Genomic DNA, 16,006 nt, shown 5'->3' with positions numbered 1-16,006 from the left:
GGCGTCGCTGAAGGGCGAAAGCGCGGCCTGAATGGGCGTTACCTGCTGGGATGCTTCGGCTCGGCAAGGCGGTCGCGACGGACGGATTCGCGCACCACCAGCCGCGGTGCCAGCTGCAACGTCCGCTGGAGCGGGCGCCGATGCTCGAGACGCTCGATCAGTTGGGTGACCGCCATGTCACCCAGCTCGTAGACCGGCTGGTGAACGGTGGTCAGCGCCGGGGTGAAGTAACGTCCCAGTTCGATGTCATCGTAGCCCACCACCGAGAGATCATCGGGCAGGGAAAGGCCATGCTCGCGTGCCGCGCGCATGGCACCGATGGCGACCAGATCGTTGAAGGCGAACAGCGCCTGGGGGCATGAGCGCGTCTGCAACAGCGCCTGCATGGCCCGATAGCCACCGTCGGCGAGAAGGTTGGTGGCCACGACCTTCGAGCCGGGCAGCACGATGCCCGCCTCGCCGAGCGCTTCGCGGGCACCGGCCAGGCGCTCGCGGGAACGCGGGTGCGAAGCCGGCCCGGTGAGCAGGGCAATGTCGCGCAGCCCTCGCGAAAGCAGGTGCTCGATGGCCAGGCGCGCGCCAAGCCGCGAGTCGTCGTTGACCACGGCAATGTCGTGAGCACCGGCCGGATCGGCATCCATCAACACGGTGGGCAGTGGCTGACGCGCCAATGCCGCCAGAAAGTCGGCGCCGCTGTGTGCAGTCATCACGATCAGACCATCGACGCGCTTGTCGCGCAGGGTCTGCAGATAGGTCAACTGCTTGGCGTCGGCATCATCGGTGTTGCACAGCACCAGACTGTAGCCATTGGCGAAACAGCGGTCCTCGACGCCACGAATGATCTCGGCAAAGAAAGGATTGTTGGCGGCCGTCACGATCATGCCAAGGGTATGGCTGCGATTCGACTTCAGCGCCCGAGCGATGCTGTCGGGTCGATAGCCGAGCTCGGCAATGGCGCGTTGCACCCGCGCCAGGGTGGCGGGTGCAACGCGGCGGGTGCCATTGACCACGTGCGACACCGTAGTGACGGAAACGCCAGCGTCTCGCGCCACATCCTTGAGGCGAACCATGGACAGAGTCCGCTCACTCCTGGGTGATCAGCTGCAACGGCACGGGAATGCTGGACTCGACACTTTCGCCATTGAACAGACGGTCGGCGGTGGCCACGCCCAGCTCGCCGATGCGGGCCGGCTGCTGGGCAATGGTCGCGGCCATCTTGCCGTCCTTCACCGCCTCGATGCCATCGTCGGTGCCATCGAAGCCAACCAGCACCACCTCATCCAGGCCGCCGGCCTGGAGAGCACGCTGGGCTCCCAGAGCCATCTCGTCGTTCTGGGCGAATACCGCATCGATGCCGTCATGCGCCTGGAGCAGGTTCTCCATGACATCGAGGCCTTCGCTACGGTTGAAGTTGGCCGGCTGGGTGGCGACCAGCTCGATACCGGTCTCGCCTTCGATCCCCGCCATGAATCCCTCGCCACGATCGCGCGTGGCCGAGGCACCGGGCACGCCCTCCAGCTGTACCACCTGCCCTTCTCCACCGAGTCGTTCGATGATGAACTCGGCGGCCAGTTCGCCACCCGCAACGTTGTCGGAGGCGATGTGGGAGACGATGGTACCGCTGTTGGCGCTGCGATCCAGGGTGATCACCGGTACGTCGCGAGCATTGGCGGTTCGCACCCCCGAACCGATGGCATCGGAATCGGTGGGGTTGACCAGCAGCAAGTCGATGTCCCGCGACAAGGCATCTTCGATGTTGGAGAGCTCGCGGGCGGGATCGTTGCCCGAGTCGAGCACGATCAACTCATGTCCAAGTTCCTCCGCCTTCTTCTCGGCCCCTTCCTGAAGGGTCACGAAGAAAGGGTTGTTCAGCGTGGAAATCACCAGGGCGATGCGCTCGGCCATCGCGCTCTGAGTGGTGCCGACTCCCAGTCCGGCAGCTACCGCAGTGGCAAGAATCAGCTTTTTCATGGCAAGTCTCCTGAGGTCTTGTCGTTATGCACCCTGGCTCGTGGCGAGCTCAGGACGAGGGCCGCGAGCGGCTATCGATCAGCACCGCCAGCAGGATGACCGCCCCCTTGGCGATCATTTGGAAATAGGATGACACCCCCATGATGTTCAAGGCGTTATTGAGCACGCCGATCACCAGGGCGCCAACGAGGGTGCCGAAGATGCGCCCACGACCGCCCATCAGGCTGGTCCCGCCGATGACCACCGCGGCAATGGCATCCAGCTCGTAGGTCATGCCGGCATTGGGTTGAGCCGAGCCCAGGCGCGCCGTCAGCACGACGCCGGCCAGGGCCGCACAGGCGCCGGCAATGGCGTAGACGCTGACCTTGATACGATTGACGTCGATACCCGACAGCCGTGCCACCTGCTCATTGCCACCGACGGCGTAGACATGGCGCCCGAAACGGGTGTGATGCAAAACGCCCCAGCACAGCACGAACACGAAGAACATCAAGTAAATGGGAATGGGGATGCCCAGCCAGTAGCCACCACCCAGCTGCCAGAAGGCGTCGGCCACCTCGCCGCCGCCGATCGAGATCGGCCGCCCATCCGTATAGACCAGAGCGAAACCGCGCACCACGGTCATGGCTACCAGAGTGACGACGAAGGCCTGGATCCGCCCGTAGGCCACGAAGAGTCCGGATATCACGCCGAGAAGTGCCCCGGAGGCAATGGTGCCGGGAACGCTGAGCCAGGGGGCCAACCCGGAAGCCGTCATCGAAGCGGCGAAAGCGCCGGTCAGCGCCAGCACCGCCCCCACCGAGAGATCGATGCCGGCCGTCAGGATCACGAAGGTCACGCCCATGGCGATGATGGCGTTGATGCTCGTCTGACGCAGTACATTGAGCAAGTTATCCGGCGTGAGAAAACTGTCGCTCATGGCGGCGCTGACGGCGACCAGCACGATGAGAGCCAGAAACGCCTTGTTGTCGATCAACAGCCGCGTGAAAGAAGCGTTCGAAGTGAGCGCATTCATGGTTCAGTTCTCCATCGGTGCGGCGGCGGCCGCAGCGGTCATGATCTTTTCCTGGGTCGCATCGTCACGCAGAAACTCTCCGCTGACCCGTCCGTTGGCCAGCACGATGATGCGATCGGACAGCCCCATGAGCTCCGGCATTTCGGAAGAGATCAGCAATACGCACTTGCCCTGGCGTTTCAGTCGGTTGATGAGCAGGTAGATCTCGCGTTTGGCTCCCACATCGACACCCCGGGTAGGCTCGTCGAGAATGACCACCTCGGGTTCGCTCATCAGTGCCTTGGCCAGCGAAACCTTCTGCTGGTTACCGCCCGACAAGGTCTGGGCGCGCTGACGCGGGTCGTTGAGCTTGATGCGAAAGGCCTCGATATAGTGGTCGACGGCCGCTCTCTCTCGGGCATGCCGGACGATGCCCAGCGGCCCGCAAAAAGCCGGTAGCGCGGTCAACGACATGTTGTCGGCCACCGAGTGGTCGAGCACCAGCCCCGACTGCTTGCGATCCTCGGGCACATATGCCACGCCGGCCCGCAGCCCTTGCCCGGGCGAGACGAAGCGCACGCGACGGCCATGAATCCAGACCTCACCGGACTTCCGCGGCACGTCGCCACACAAGGCGCGACACATTTCGGTTCGCCCGGCTCCCATCAGGCCGCCGAACCCCAGCACTTCGCCGGCACGCGCCGAGAACGAAACGCCCCGTACGCCCGGAGCCACCATATCCTTCACCTCGAGCACCGTCTCACCCAGTCGAGGCGGTTCGTAGGGATAGCGATCGGCCAGTTCGCGTCCGACCATGCGCTGAATCAGTTGATCCTCGCTGGAACTCGCCGTGGGGCCCTGGTGAACCAGACGGCCATCGCGCAGGACGGCGACGTCATCGCACATGCGGAAGATCTCGACCAGCCGATGGGTGATCAGCACCAGCGACTTGCCGGCCCCTCTCAGGGTACGCACCACCCGCTCGAGAACGGCGGTCTCGACGTCGGTCAATGCATCGGTGGGTTCGTCCATGACGATGATCTCGGCATCCAGCGACAGCGCTCGGGCAATCTCGACCATTTGCTGCTGCCCGATGCTCAGCCGCGCCACCGGGATCCGCGGATCGATCGACTGCTCCAGGGACTCGAGAAGCTCGGCAGCCTGGCCGAACAGCCGCTTCCAGTCGATGCGCCCCCACCGCTGCGGCTCGCGACCCAGAAAGATGTTCTCGCCCGCGGAAAGAGTCGGCACCAGGTTGAGTTCCTGATGGATGATGGCGATGCCGGCATCCATCGCCTGACGCGGAGTGGCGAAGCGAACGCCGCGACCGCGCAGCGTCAAGGTCCCGGCATCGGCCTGGTGAACCCCGCTGAGCACTTTCATCAGGGTCGACTTGCCGGCGCCGTTCTCCCCGGCCAGACCCAGCACCCTGCCGGGAAAGAGGGAGAAATCGACGTTTTCCAGCACCGAAACCCCGCCGAAGGACTTGCCGATGCCCTGCAGCGTCATGAGCGGTTCGGCGGCGTCGGGTCGGGCAGTGTCATGCGTGGCCAGGCTCAAAACGCGACTCCGCTGTGCAGGGCAATGTTGGCGTAAGGGGAACACTCCCCGGTGCGGATCACGGCACGCGCCGAAGGCAGCAGGCGCTTGAACGCGTCGTGGGAAACGAAATCGCGTGCCAGCGACCTGCCATCGCGCTGTTCGAGTGCCTCCAGGCGCCGTTCTACCTGGTCATGCAGCCCTGAATTCGCCTCGCGAATCTCCTGGGCCAGGGTCGCCCCTTCCACGCACAACTCGTCGGCCAGGACATCGAAGACCTCGAGGAATCCCGGCAGACCGGGACGCAGTGCCAGATCGACCCTGGGCACGCCCGGGGGGATCGGCAATCCGGCATCGGCAATCACCAGGATATCGGTATGGCCAAGCTCGGCAATGAGCCTGGAAAGGGGCGCGTTGAGCAGGCCTCGGCGTTTCATGGAGCGACACGATCTCGAGCTGTGGGACTCCTCCCAGCGTAGGACGCAAACGTTTGCGCACGCGATTAGCCATAAGTCTACTTGTGCAACGAATACGGCCGTGGCAATGACGCCACGGCCGCACTCGACGACTCGCCGTTGGGTTCAGAAGTGGGGCTTGCGCTTCTCGACGAAGGCGCTCATGCCTTCGCTCTGCTCGTCGCCAGCGAAGCAGAAGGCGAACAGCGCCGTCTCCAGCGCCAGGGCGCTGTCGAGGTCCTGATCCATGCCGTCGTGGATGGCCTGCTTGGCGGCACGCACCGCCTGCGGACCGTTGCCACCCAACTGCTGGGCGAGCTCATCGGCGTAGGTCTCGAGTTCGGCCTGGGGCATCACGCGATTGACCAGACCGATGCGCAGGGCTTCCTGGGCGTCGATCTTGCGGCCGGTGGTGCACAGATCGAGCGCCATGGCGGGGCCGACACGGCGCGGCAAGCGCTGGGTGCCACCGAAGCCGGGGATGACGCCCAGCAGCACCTCCGGCTGGCCGAACACGGCATTGTCGCTGGCTACTGCCCAGTCGCAGGCCAATGCCAGTTCGCAGCCGCCGCCAAGACAAAACCCGTTAACCAGGGCGACCACCGGCACCGGAAGCGTCTCGAGCCGCTTGATGGTACGCAACGCCTGGCTGGCGAAGGCACGCGCCTCCTCGGGGGTCTTCTCACGCATCTCGGCGATGTCGGCACCGGCCACGAACGACTTGTCGCCCGCACCGGTTATCAGCACGGCGCGCAGGTCGTCGCGGGCTTCCAGTTCGGTGAGCACGCCTTCGAGTTCGGTGAGCACGGCGCTGTTGAGGGCATTCAGCGCCTTGGGACGGGTAATGGTCAAACGCACGACGCCGGCGTCGTCGACCACTTCGATCGATCTTTCGCTCATGGATCGCTCCTGCAGTCATTGTCGATGGGAGTACCGCTAAACCCTAGCGAACGCTTGGTTGGGCGGCAATCCTTTCTTTCGTCGGAAGACGGCAGGCCAGCTCCACGGGCGGCCGGGCGCGCGAGCGCTGGGCACGAGGTAGGGAGCTTGACCGGTGCCCATGACGACGTGAGCCCCGCCATGGCGGGGCTCTTGCAGTTGGACGGAGGGCCGCGTGCGAAGCGATTCAGCCTTTCGTCGTATCCGCGACCTCTCCCAGCACCTCGGGGATGGTCGTCTTGACATAGCGGCCCGGCGCCTCCTCCAGCAACGGCAGTTCGCCGTCGCCCGGCTGGCGAGCCGGTACCATTTTCTGCGGGTCAGCGTAGCCATTGTCGGTCATCCACGCCTGCCAGTGCGGCCACCACGAGCCCTCGTGATACTCGGCACCGGCCAGCCACGCCTCGTGGTCGTCGGGCAGCTCGTCGTTGGTCCAGTAGCCGTACTTGTCCTTGTGGGGAGGGTTGACGATGCCGGCGATGTGGCCGGAACCGCCCAGCACGAAGGTGGCCGGCCCCTTGGGCAGCAAGGCGCCGTAATAGGTGCTGTTCCACTTGGCGATGTGATCCTCGCGGGTGGAAACGAAGTAGCTGGGCGTGGAGATCTTGCGCAGGTCGATCTTGACCCCATCGAGCTCGATGCCCCCCGGCTCTACCAGGCGATTCTCCAGGTACATGTGTCGCAGATACCAGCCATGAGTGCCGGCCGGCAGGTTCGTACCGTCGGTGTTCCAGTAGAGCAGGTCGAAGGCAGCGGGTGTCTCGCCCTTGAGGTAGTTGCTCACGTAGAAGGACCAGAAGAGGTCGTTCTCACGCAGCAGGTTGAAGGTGTAAGCCATGGAGCGGCCATCCAGGTAGCCGTCCTGCTCCATCTTGGCTTCGATGCCCTCGAGCACCGGTTCACTGAGCAGCACGCCGAGCTCGCCGGGGTCGCGGAAGTCCTGCAGGGTGGCCATGTAGGTCACCGACTTGACCTTGCGCCCGCGCCGCGTGCTGGTGAGATAGGCCAGGGTGGTGGCCGCCAGCGTACCGCCGATGCAGTAGCTGAGCAGGTTGATCGACTTCTCGCCGGTGGCCTGCTCGATGGCTCCCATGGCCTCGATGGGCCCCATCTGCATGTAGTCGGCCCAGGTCAGGTCGCGCTGCTCGGGGCCGGGATTGCGCCAGGAGATCAGGAAGACGGTGTGCCCCTGGTCGACCAGCCACTTGACGAAGGAGTTGTCTTCGCGCAGGTCGAGGATGTAGTACTTGTTGATCCACGGCGGAACGACCAGCAACGGCGTCTTGAATACCGTCTCGGTGCTCGGCGCGTACTGGATCAACTGGATCAGCTCGTTCTCGTAGATCACGTGCCCCGGCGTGACGGCAATGTTCTTGCCGACCTCGAAGGCGCTGCGGTCGGTCATGGTGACGTTGAGACCGTCGGCAGAATTGGCCAGGTCCTTGCGCAGCCGCTCGAGCCCATCCACCAGATTCTGCCCGCGGGTCTCCAGCGTGCGCCGCATCACCTCGGGGTTGGTAGTGATGAAATTGGTCGGCGCCATGGCATTGACCATCTGGCGAGAATAGAAGGCCAGGTTGCGCTTCTGCTGTTCGGGCAGGCCGTCGAGATCGTCGACGAGTTCGTCCACGGCATGGGCGAACAGCAGGTACTGCTGCATGATCGCCTGGTAATAGGGATCGCTATGCCAGGCCTCGTCCTTGAAGCGGCGGTCGCCCTTGGCCGGCGTCACGAGAGGCTCGACCGACTCGCCGGCCAGTGCGCGCCACCCTTGCTGCCAAAGCTGGAACTGATCCTGTACGAGCCGTGCCTGGGTCTCCCAGAGCAGTTGGGGATTGCGCATCAGCGACTCGGTCGCCGCCTGAAAGGCATCGCGAATGTCGGCCTGGATGGAATCGGCGGCCGCATCCGGAGCGTTCTTCTCGAGCAGATCCTGCATCAAGGCCTGATACTGCTCACCGATTTCGCGCAACTGCGTGTTCCACTCTTCCAACTCGGCCTGTGACGGACCTTCCAACCCTGGCTGCATAGCCCCTCCTGCGCTTCACTGACGATTTCACGACATCGTGGTTTCGATACCAGACTCCCCTGCCCTCTCAGTCGGTTGTGGTCCGACTGGGAGGACAGGGGGAAGCCACGCGCACTGCGCATGGACCGTGCAGACTCAGCTCTTGCCGGAAGACTGGCTGCGAGACGACTGGCTGGTCGCCTTGGCCGGGCCTTGCGACTTGGGCTGTGCGGCACTCTTGACGTTCTCGCCAGCTTGGCGCGCCTGTTCGGTCATCTGCTGACCGGTTTCGGTGAACAGCTGTTCCAGTTCGCTCTTGAAGGCCATGCTCATTTCGCTGAGCGCCTTGGCGTCTTCCATCATCTGCTGGGAGAGCTCGTTCATCATTTCGGCCTGCTTGGCGCCGAACTCGCGCAGATCCTCCGCGTCCTGAATTTCGGTAGCCGTCCGCATGCGCTCGGTGCCCATCTGGCTGTAGCGCTTCATGGCTTCCAGCTGATACTCGGTCATCTTTTCCATGTTGCCGAGCATCAGGGAGTTGAGCCGGCGCATGGGCTCGAAGAACTGGCGGCTCTGCTGGTTGAAGCTGTCGATCATCTTGTCCTGCATGGGGATACCCTCCTGAGAAGCGGGAACGCAAGGCGCGCAGCTTCGGCACCATCGCCATGCTGCACTGCACAAAGCGTAGTTCTCCTTGCCATGCCTTGCAAGCGGTACTTCGCCTCAGCCCCTCATTTGCCGCGCCGCGAGCGAGACGAAGCACTGGCGGAGGACGCAGTGCCGCTCTTGCTCTCGGTGCCGGTGCGGCTCCCCGCACTCTCTTTGGCGGCAGCGTCGTCTTCGTTGCCGCGACTGGCCTGGCTGCCGGCCTTGCGTAGCATGTCGAGCATCATCTGCTGATAGGTGCCGAAGCTCGCCAACCCTTGTGAGAGCCCTTGAGAGAGGCCCTGCGGCATGCCCGGCTGCTGCAGGAAAGGCTGCATCAGACTCATGGGATCGTAGCCTTCCACGCCGGACTCCATCTGCTTCTGGATCCGGTCAAGCAGCTCCTGCTGGAAGGCTTCGACGTCCGGCAGGCCCAGAGCACGACGGAATTCCTCGGGGGTCAGGTCGAACTCGACGTTGATCTTCATGACGAACCTCGCCTTGAGTGTGACTTCAGTGTAGCAGCCATGAACCGCCCATCGCTCAGCGCAGCACCGGCGTTCCCACCTGGACGCCGGCATTCTGCGCCCGGTGGCGAAGCAGGTGATCCATCAGCGTGAGCGCCATCATCGCCTCGGCGATGGGCGTGGCGCGGATGCCGACGCAGGGGTCGTGGCGCCCCTTGGTCACGATCTCGACGGGATTGCCGTGCACGTCAATGGAGCGCCCCGGCACGGTGATGCTGGAGGTGGGCTTGAGCGCCAGGTGAGCGATCAACGGCTGGCCCGAGGAAATGCCACCGAGCACGCCGCCGGCATGATTGGAGAGAAAGCCTTGCGGGGTCATCTCGTCGCGGTGCTCGCTGCCGCGCTGCGCCACCGCCGCGAAGCCGGCGCCGATCTCCACGCCCTTGACGGCATTGATGCTCATCAAACCGTGGGCCAGTTCGGCGTCGAGGCGGTCGAATACCGGTTCGCCGAGCCCCGGCGGCAGCCCCTCGGCCACCACGGTGATCCTGGCCCCCACCGAGTCCTGGTCGCGGCGCAGCCGATCCATGAAGGCTTCGAGTGCCGGCACTTTCTCCGGATCGGGACAGAAGAAGGGGTTGTCGTCCACCGCCTCCCACGTCTTGAAGTCGATGGCGATGGGGCCGAGCTGGCTCATGTAGCCGCGCACCGTGATCCCCTGCGTGGCCAGGTACTGCTTGGCGATGGCCCCCGCGGCCACGCGCATGGCGGTCTCGCGGGCGCTGGAGCGACCGCCGCCGCGGTAGTCGCGAATTCCGTACTTGTGATGATAGCTGTAGTCGGCATGCGCCGGCCGGAAGCGATCCTTGATCTCGGAGTAATCCTTGGATCGCTGATCGGTGTTCTCGATGAGCAGGCCGATGGAGGTGCCGGTGGTCACGCCCTCGAAGACACCGGAGAGAATGCGCACCCGGTCGGGCTCGCGGCGCTGGGTCGTGTGGCGCGAAGTGCCGGGTCGACGGCGGTCCAGATCCTGCTGCAGGTCCATCTCGGAGAGCGGCAGCCCCGGCGGGCAGCCGTCGACGATGGCACCCAGCGCCGGCCCGTGACTCTCGCCGAAGGTGGTGACGGTGAACAGCTTGCCGAAGGTATTGCCGGACATTGGGCGGTCCTCGCAGGTGGAATCGGGAAATCAGGCCAGGGCGTCCGCATGCGCTTCGAGCTGCACGGCGTTGAGCGCAAAGACGCCGTGACCGCCGCGCTCGAAGTCGAGCCACAGGAAAGGCACCTCGGGAAAGGCGGCCTCGAGGTGGCGATCGGAGTTGCCGACCTCGACGATCAGCACGCCGTCGTCGGTCAGGTAGTCACGCGCCTCGCGCAGGATGCGCCGCACGATATCCAGCCCATCGGGACCCGCGCCCAGCGCCAGAGCCGGCTCATGACGGAACTCGGCAGGCATGGTAGCGAGGTCGCGGGCATCCACGTAGGGCGGATTGGCGACGATCAGATCGAAGCGTTGCCCGCCCAGGCCGTCGAAGACGTCGGAGAGCACCGCTCGCACCCGGGCACCGAGGTCGTGGCGAGCGATGTTCTGCTTGGCCACCGCCAGCGCCTCGGCGCTGATGTCGGCCAGGTCGACCTCGCAGGTGGGCAGGTGCAGCGCCGTGGCGATGCCGATGCAACCGGAGCCGGTGCACAGGTCGAGAACCCGGCCCGGCGGCGCGTCGCCGAACCAGGCTTCGAAACCATCCTCGATCAGCTCGGCGATGGGCGAGCGAGGGATCAGCACCCGCTCGTCGACGTAGAAGGGCACGCCGGCGAAAAAGGCCTCCCCCAGCAGATAGGGCAGCGGCCGGCGGCTCGAGATCCGCTCGCGCACCAGAGTCACGATGCGCGCGCGCTCCATGGGCAGAAGGCGGGCATCGAGCACGGCGGGGTCGACGTTCCACGGCAGGTGCAGCGCCCCCAGCGTCAGCGCCACGGCTTCGTCCCAGGGCGAGTCGGTGCCATGACCATGGAACAGACCGGCCCGATGAAACTCGCTGGCCGCCCAGCGCAGGTAGTCGCGCAAGGTGACGAGACCTTCACCGATCTCGGCATCGGTGAGTTGCAGCGTGGAAGCGTTGGGGGCAGCGGAGTCAGCCACGAAAGTACCTGTGGTCGGTTGGGATGGCCTGTGATTGTACCCGGGCTGGCAGACGGTTCACAGCCGCTGCCAGGCCGCTATACTGGGCAGCCCGCCAACCATCACGCGAGCCTTGCATGAGCCGTCGCCGACCGCCCCCGAACGATGACGACGTCAGCGCCTTTCGCCAGGCGCTGCGCGATGCCGGCGTGCGGCCCATCGACAGCAACCGCGCCGACCCCGGTCGCCCGCGCCGCGAGGACCCAGCGGCCGCTGCCCGGCGTGCCGCGGCCGAATCGGCCGCAGACGATGCCCTTCCCAGCCGTACCAGCGACGGCCGCGTGGAAGCGGTACGCCCCTCGGAGCCACTCGACTTCGCCCTGCCCGACCTGCCCTGGCGTACTCGCAGCCAGCTCAAGCGCGGTCGCATCGGCTGGGAAGCTGGACTCGACCTGCACGGCTATACCCTGGACGAAGCCCGCGATGAACTGGAGAGTTTCCTGCGCGATGCCGCGGCACGCCGCCAGCGCTGCGTGCTAGTGGTCCACGGCAAGGCCTGGGGTGCCGCGGCGGACTATCCGGTGATCAAGAGTCACGTCAACGCCTGGCTGCGCGAGTGGCCCGGCGTGCTCGCCTTCTGTTCCGCCCGCGACGCCGATGGCGGCACAGGCGCCGTCTACGTGCTGTTGCGCCGCCGCGGCCAGCAGGCCTGAGCGTCGGTCGTCACGACTCTCTCTGACGCTCATCGTCAGGCACCGGCTCGACCACCACTCCGGAGCTGCCCCAGCCAGGGTGAGTCCTACCCTCGAAGCGATCCAACGCCTCCTGCGCCAGATGCTCACCGAGCCGGATCAGTTCGCGCGCACGGTGGAATTCGTAGGCGCCGCATACCGTCTTGGGCACCTCGATCAACACGTCGGGCGGATAGCCGGCGATCTTGTACTTGGCCAGCGACGCCTGAGTGATATCGAAGGAAGCGAGGATCATGTCCAGACGCCCCCAGGCACGGGTACCGCGCGTCTGGCCGTCGCCCTCCTCCTCGCCGCTGCCGGCGCTGCCCAGGCCGTCGATCAGCCGTCGGGTGGCGTCGCGCACGTCGTCCATCCAGCCGGTGAGCTGCAGATTGCCCGCAGCCTCCATGGCCTGCGTATCGCGCTTCGCCGACGCTGAGTCCTGTTCCTGGGGCAGCAGTTCCTCGAGACTGATCGGCCGCGGGCTGTGCGCCGTGACGTTGACGGCGAGCACGAAGTCGGCTTGGGCCGCGACCGTGGGCGTGATCGGCAGCGGGTTGAGCAGCCCGCCGTCGACCAGCACCTGCTCACCCCGATGCACCGGAGTGATCACGCCGGGCACGGCGATGGAAGCGCGAATCGCCTCCAGCAGCGAGCCGCTCTGGAACCACACCTCTCGCTGGCGTGTCAGGTCCGTGGCGACGGTGGTCACCGGCAGGCTCAGCTCCTCGATGCGGGTGGTGCCGATCAGCGATTCGAGCTTGCTCATCACCTTGCTGGCGCGCATTGCGCCCATGGGGCTCCAGGTCACGTCGACCAGCCTTAGCACGTCGAAGTAATCGAGTTTGGTGACCCAGTCTCGATAGGCAGTAAGCTGTCCCGCCGCATAGACGCCGCCCACCAGGGCGCCCATGGAACAGCCCGAAATCGCCACGATCTCGTAGCCCCGCGACTCGAGCGCTTCGATCACGCCGATGTGCGCATAGCCACGTGCTCCGCCGCTGCCCAGCACCAGGGCCACTCGCTTGCCCGCTCCGGGTTGAGGTTGTTCTGGCATCGCTTCCTCCCGACCGCGCTACGTCATTGCCTGTCACGGGCCATTATCCACTCGGCGAGGCGCTCGGCCACCATGGGCGCTGACGACGGCTCGAGATGCAAGTGGTGGCCACCCGGCAACACTCCACGTACCAGCCCACCCACGGCGGCCCGCGCAGCCTTGGCAGCCGAACGCTCGCCGAGGATGCCATTCTCGCCCTCGATCAACAGCGTCGGGCAGCGAATCGCTCCGAGCACCGCCATAACCTGCTCCGGCGTCAGCCGCAGCGGCGAAGGCCACAGCAGACGGCCATCGGTACGCAGCCGCAGGTGCCCGTCCGGGAGCCGCTCGAGGTTGCGTCGCACCAACGGCTCGGCGGTTTCGGCATCGATGGGCGTCACGCCGCCGGCCACGCGTGCCGCCACGGCCATCCTTTCATCAGGATAGCGCGGCGGCGGCGATACTGATCGCCGTGCCGCCGACAGCCCCTTGCGCAGCTGTACCGGAACCTCCACTGCCGGCGTGGTCAGCGCACCCAGTCCGTCGATCAGCAACAGGCGCGTCACCCGCTCGGGCAACGCCGCCGCAGTGAGACAAGCCACACCGGCCCCCATCGAGTGGGCCAGCAGGGTCAGCCGTTCGAGCCCCAGCTCGTCCGCGGCATCCAGGACATCGTGACAATAGTCCCACAGCGCATAGTCGCCGTTGCGATGCGCCGACTCGCCGTGCCCGGCGAAGTCGATGGCCACCACCCTTATGCCGAGTCGCTCGACCAGCAACGGGGCGAGTCGCGAGAAGCTCGCCGCATTGTCGAGCCAGCCGTGCAGCGCCAACCAGGTGGGCGCCTCCCGCTCGCCCCAGGCCAACGCCGCCAGCCGTCCACCGGCCAGGCGCAGGGAGTCAGGCTCGCACATCGTGTCCCTCCTGCAGCTCGGCGAGCATCGTCAGCAGTGCCTCGCGGGTCTCGTGGGGATGCTCCATGGGGAACATGTGTCCCCCCGGCACCTGCGACAGCGCGATGCCGTGGCGCATCAGGCGACGGCGCCGCTTGGGCGTGATCAGGTCAGACTCGCGGCCGGCCAGAATGCCGAACGGCACCTGCAAACGCTGCGGCAGCCGGGTCAAATGATCGGGCAGATGGCGAAAGATCGCCACTTCCACCGCCGGATCGAAGACCAGTTCCGCCTGGCCGTCGTCACGCAAGCGGGTTCCGCCCTGGACGTAGTCCTCCAGGGCCTCTTCGGTGAAGCGACGAAACAGGCCACGACGCCGCAAGTAGTAGGCCATGGCATCGTGGTCGGGCCACACCGCTCGTCGCCCGAGCGTCTTGCCCGCCGGCGTCACGCGGTCGACGAAACCGAAACGCTTGGCCACCTTCAGGCCCCAGGCATCTAGCCCCAGCATCAGCGGTGGGTCGAGCATCACCACGCAGCGAAAACGCTGCGGTGCACGCTCCGCCGCCATGGCCATCAACACCCCGCCCATGGAGTGGCCGACCCCGATGGCCGGCTCGTCGCCGGCGGGCAGGTGGTCGAGCAGTTCGTCGCGCAGCGCCAGCCAGTTGGACCCGACCGGATAGTCGGGATGGTGGCCAAGCCGGTCGACGGGATGGACATCGAAACGCTGGCGCAGCGGTTCGAGCAGGCTGCGGTAGCTCATGCCGGGAAAACCGTTGGCATGAGCAAAGATCAGCCGGGGACGCTCTACATCGTGGGAGGACGGCATGGCACGGGTTCCAGTGGTCGGAAAGCCTCTCGCCAGTGGCGATAGCAGGCTAACGGGTTTACCATCCCGACAGCAGTAACGCAAGCCATATCAAACGCTCGTTTACCGACCCAGCCAGCCGCCAGGAGCGCAACGTGACCGATCCCACCCCACGGCCCCGCGATACCCGTCTGCGCAACCGCCTGTTCTTCGCCACCGTGCTCGTCGCCATCCTCGTCGGTCTGTGGCTGGCGCGCTGATGGGCATGCTCGAGGTCTTCCAGTCGACGCTGGAGATCACCCTGCCCGTCTTCGCCATGGTGTTCGTCGGCTTCGCCCTCAAGCGGCTGAAGTGGATCGACCAGGCCTTCGTCAGCACGGCTTCGTATCTGGTCTTCAAGGGCACGCTGCCGATGCTGATCTTTCTCAGCATCATCGACGCCGACCTGGACGCCACGCTCAATCCGCACCTGCTGCTCTTCTTCGCCCTGGCCACCCTGGGCAGCTTCCTGCTTGCCTGGGGCTGGGCGATTCTGCGGGTACCGCGCATCGAGCGCGGGGTCTACGTACAGGGCGCCTTTCGCGGCAACTGCGGCATCGTCGGTCTGGCCCTGGCCGCCGGCATGTACGGCGACTACGGTCTCTCCACCGGCGGGCTGCTGCTAGGCGTGGTGATCGTCACCTACAACGCCTTCTCGGTCGTGGTCCTGGCCAGCTACCAGGACGATCGAAGCACCGATTGGCGCCACATCGCGGCGCACATCATGCGCAACCCGCTGATCCTCGCCGTCGTGGCGGCGGTACCGGTAGCCGCCATGGAGTGGCGCCTGCCCGGCTGGCTGATGACATCGGGAGAGTACTTCGCCTCCTTGACGTTGCCCCTGGCGCTGATCTGCATCGGCGCCACCCTGTCGCTGGGCGCCCTTCAGCGCTCGGGACGCATCGCTCTCGGCGCCAGCTTCATGAAGATGGTCAGCCTGCCGCTGCTGGCCACCACGGCCGCCTGGCTGACCGGCTTCTCGGGTCGCGAGCTGGGCGTGCTGTTCCTGTTCTTCGCCAGCCCCACCGCCGCCGCCAGCTTCGTGATGGTCAAGGCGATGGGCGGCAATGCCGCACTTACCGCCAATATCATCGCCATCACGACCCTGGCGTCGCTGTTCACGATCAGCACGGGCGTCTTCCTGCTCAGGCTGACCGGCCTTGCCTGACCTTCCACGAAAAAGGCGGCCCCAAGGCCGCCCGAAAGAGCTTCCATCACCTGGCCGTGAACAGCCAGGCAATTTGGTTAGTTTTCCCGTTTGCCATCCACCAGCCGACTCACGCCCAGCGGGTTGCCGTCCTTGAGCGCTTCGGGCAGCAGGTCGCCGGGCAGGTTCTGATAGCACACCGGGCG

At 65.7% G+C, this 16,006-nt stretch carries 16 protein-coding genes; 2 read left to right on the top strand and 14 right to left on the bottom strand.

Annotated features, from left to right (window positions below):
- Nucleotides 1–38: 38 nt before the first annotated feature.
- The 11 genes from BLP96_RS00080 to prmB form a co-directional block, all read right to left on the bottom strand.
- A complete protein-coding gene (locus tag BLP96_RS00080; RefSeq protein WP_089681850.1) occupies nt 39–1,070 on the bottom strand; it encodes a LacI family DNA-binding transcriptional regulator in 1,032 nt (343 codons plus the stop codon).
- A gap of 13 nt (nt 1,071–1,083) precedes the next feature.
- The gene (gene rbsB / locus BLP96_RS00075) at nt 1,084–1,971 is read right to left on the bottom strand and encodes a ribose ABC transporter substrate-binding protein RbsB (RefSeq protein ID WP_089681847.1); all 888 of its coding nucleotides are present in this window, start codon (nt 1,969–1,971) and stop codon (nt 1,084–1,086) included.
- Nucleotides 1,972–2,020: 49 nt separating this feature from the next.
- The gene (rbsC, locus tag BLP96_RS00070) at nt 2,021–2,986 is read right to left on the bottom strand and encodes a ribose ABC transporter permease (RefSeq protein ID WP_089681845.1); all 966 of its coding nucleotides are present in this window, start codon (nt 2,984–2,986) and stop codon (nt 2,021–2,023) included.
- 3 nt (nt 2,987–2,989) lie between these two features.
- Entirely contained in the window at nt 2,990–4,525 is a 1,536-nt protein-coding gene (locus tag BLP96_RS00065) for a sugar ABC transporter ATP-binding protein (protein WP_245682105.1), read from the bottom strand.
- The gene (rbsD, locus tag BLP96_RS00060; protein ID WP_089681843.1) at nt 4,522–4,941 is read right to left on the bottom strand and encodes a D-ribose pyranase; all 420 of its coding nucleotides are present in this window, start codon (nt 4,939–4,941) and stop codon (nt 4,522–4,524) included. Before rbsD ends, BLP96_RS00065 begins: the two co-directional genes overlap by 4 nt.
- A gap of 144 nt (nt 4,942–5,085) precedes the next feature.
- Nucleotides 5,086–5,859 (bottom strand): enoyl-CoA hydratase-related protein, encoded by a 774-nt coding sequence (locus tag BLP96_RS00055; RefSeq protein ID WP_089681841.1) that lies wholly within the window; start codon nt 5,857–5,859, stop codon nt 5,086–5,088.
- Nucleotides 5,860–6,085: 226 nt separating this feature from the next.
- Nucleotides 6,086–7,927, bottom strand: a complete 1,842-nt coding sequence (phaC, locus tag BLP96_RS00050) for a class I poly(R)-hydroxyalkanoic acid synthase (RefSeq protein ID WP_089681840.1) — start codon at nt 7,925–7,927, stop codon at nt 6,086–6,088.
- Between the two features lie 135 nt (nt 7,928–8,062).
- Complete coding sequence (locus BLP96_RS00045) at nt 8,063–8,515, bottom strand: phasin family protein (RefSeq protein ID WP_089681838.1); 453 nt, start codon at nt 8,513–8,515, stop codon at nt 8,063–8,065.
- Between the two features lie 122 nt (nt 8,516–8,637).
- Nucleotides 8,638–9,039, bottom strand: coding sequence for a DUF6489 family protein (locus tag BLP96_RS00040; protein WP_089681836.1), 402 nt, complete (start codon nt 9,037–9,039; stop codon nt 8,638–8,640).
- A gap of 55 nt (nt 9,040–9,094) precedes the next feature.
- Complete coding sequence (gene aroC / locus BLP96_RS00035) at nt 9,095–10,180, bottom strand: chorismate synthase (protein WP_089681834.1); 1,086 nt, start codon at nt 10,178–10,180, stop codon at nt 9,095–9,097.
- A 30-nt stretch (nt 10,181–10,210) separates the two neighbouring features.
- Nucleotides 10,211–11,164 carry a 50S ribosomal protein L3 N(5)-glutamine methyltransferase gene (gene prmB / locus BLP96_RS00030; RefSeq protein ID WP_089681832.1) on the bottom strand — a complete coding sequence of 318 codons (954 nt, stop codon included), beginning with the start codon at nt 11,162–11,164 and terminating at the stop codon, nt 10,211–10,213.
- Between the two features lie 116 nt (nt 11,165–11,280).
- On the opposite strand from prmB, the gene BLP96_RS00025 reads away from it, so the two are divergent.
- On the top strand, nt 11,281–11,856 hold the full coding sequence (locus BLP96_RS00025) for a Smr/MutS family protein (protein ID WP_089681829.1): 576 nt from the start codon (nt 11,281–11,283) through the stop codon (nt 11,854–11,856).
- A gap of 10 nt (nt 11,857–11,866) precedes the next feature.
- On the opposite strand, the gene BLP96_RS00020 is transcribed toward BLP96_RS00025, so the two are convergent.
- From BLP96_RS00020 to BLP96_RS00010, 3 genes are read right to left on the bottom strand one after another with little or no spacing between them, the layout of a single operon-like run.
- On the bottom strand, nt 11,867–12,931 hold the full coding sequence (locus BLP96_RS00020; protein ID WP_089681827.1) for a patatin-like phospholipase family protein: 1,065 nt from the start codon (nt 12,929–12,931) through the stop codon (nt 11,867–11,869).
- 23 nt (nt 12,932–12,954) lie between these two features.
- The gene (locus BLP96_RS00015; protein WP_089681824.1) at nt 12,955–13,824 is read right to left on the bottom strand and encodes an alpha/beta fold hydrolase; all 870 of its coding nucleotides are present in this window, start codon (nt 13,822–13,824) and stop codon (nt 12,955–12,957) included.
- Nucleotides 13,811–14,635 (bottom strand): alpha/beta hydrolase, encoded by an 825-nt coding sequence (locus BLP96_RS00010; RefSeq protein ID WP_089681823.1) that lies wholly within the window; start codon nt 14,633–14,635, stop codon nt 13,811–13,813. The genes BLP96_RS00015 and BLP96_RS00010 overlap by 14 nt, the downstream gene beginning before the upstream one ends.
- 238 nt (nt 14,636–14,873) lie before the next feature.
- On the opposite strand from BLP96_RS00010, the gene BLP96_RS00005 reads away from it, so the two are divergent.
- A complete protein-coding gene (locus BLP96_RS00005; protein WP_089681821.1) occupies nt 14,874–15,821 on the top strand; it encodes an AEC family transporter in 948 nt (315 codons plus the stop codon).
- Nucleotides 15,822–16,006: the final 185 nt, after the last annotated feature.

This window comes from Billgrantia gudaonensis (assembly GCF_900100195.1).
In the GTDB taxonomy this organism is placed as follows: Bacteria; Pseudomonadota; Gammaproteobacteria; order Pseudomonadales; family Halomonadaceae; genus Halomonas; species Halomonas gudaonensis.
The sequence above is the reverse complement of the archived record's forward strand: the minus strand, read 5'-3'. Positions and strand labels throughout refer to the sequence as shown.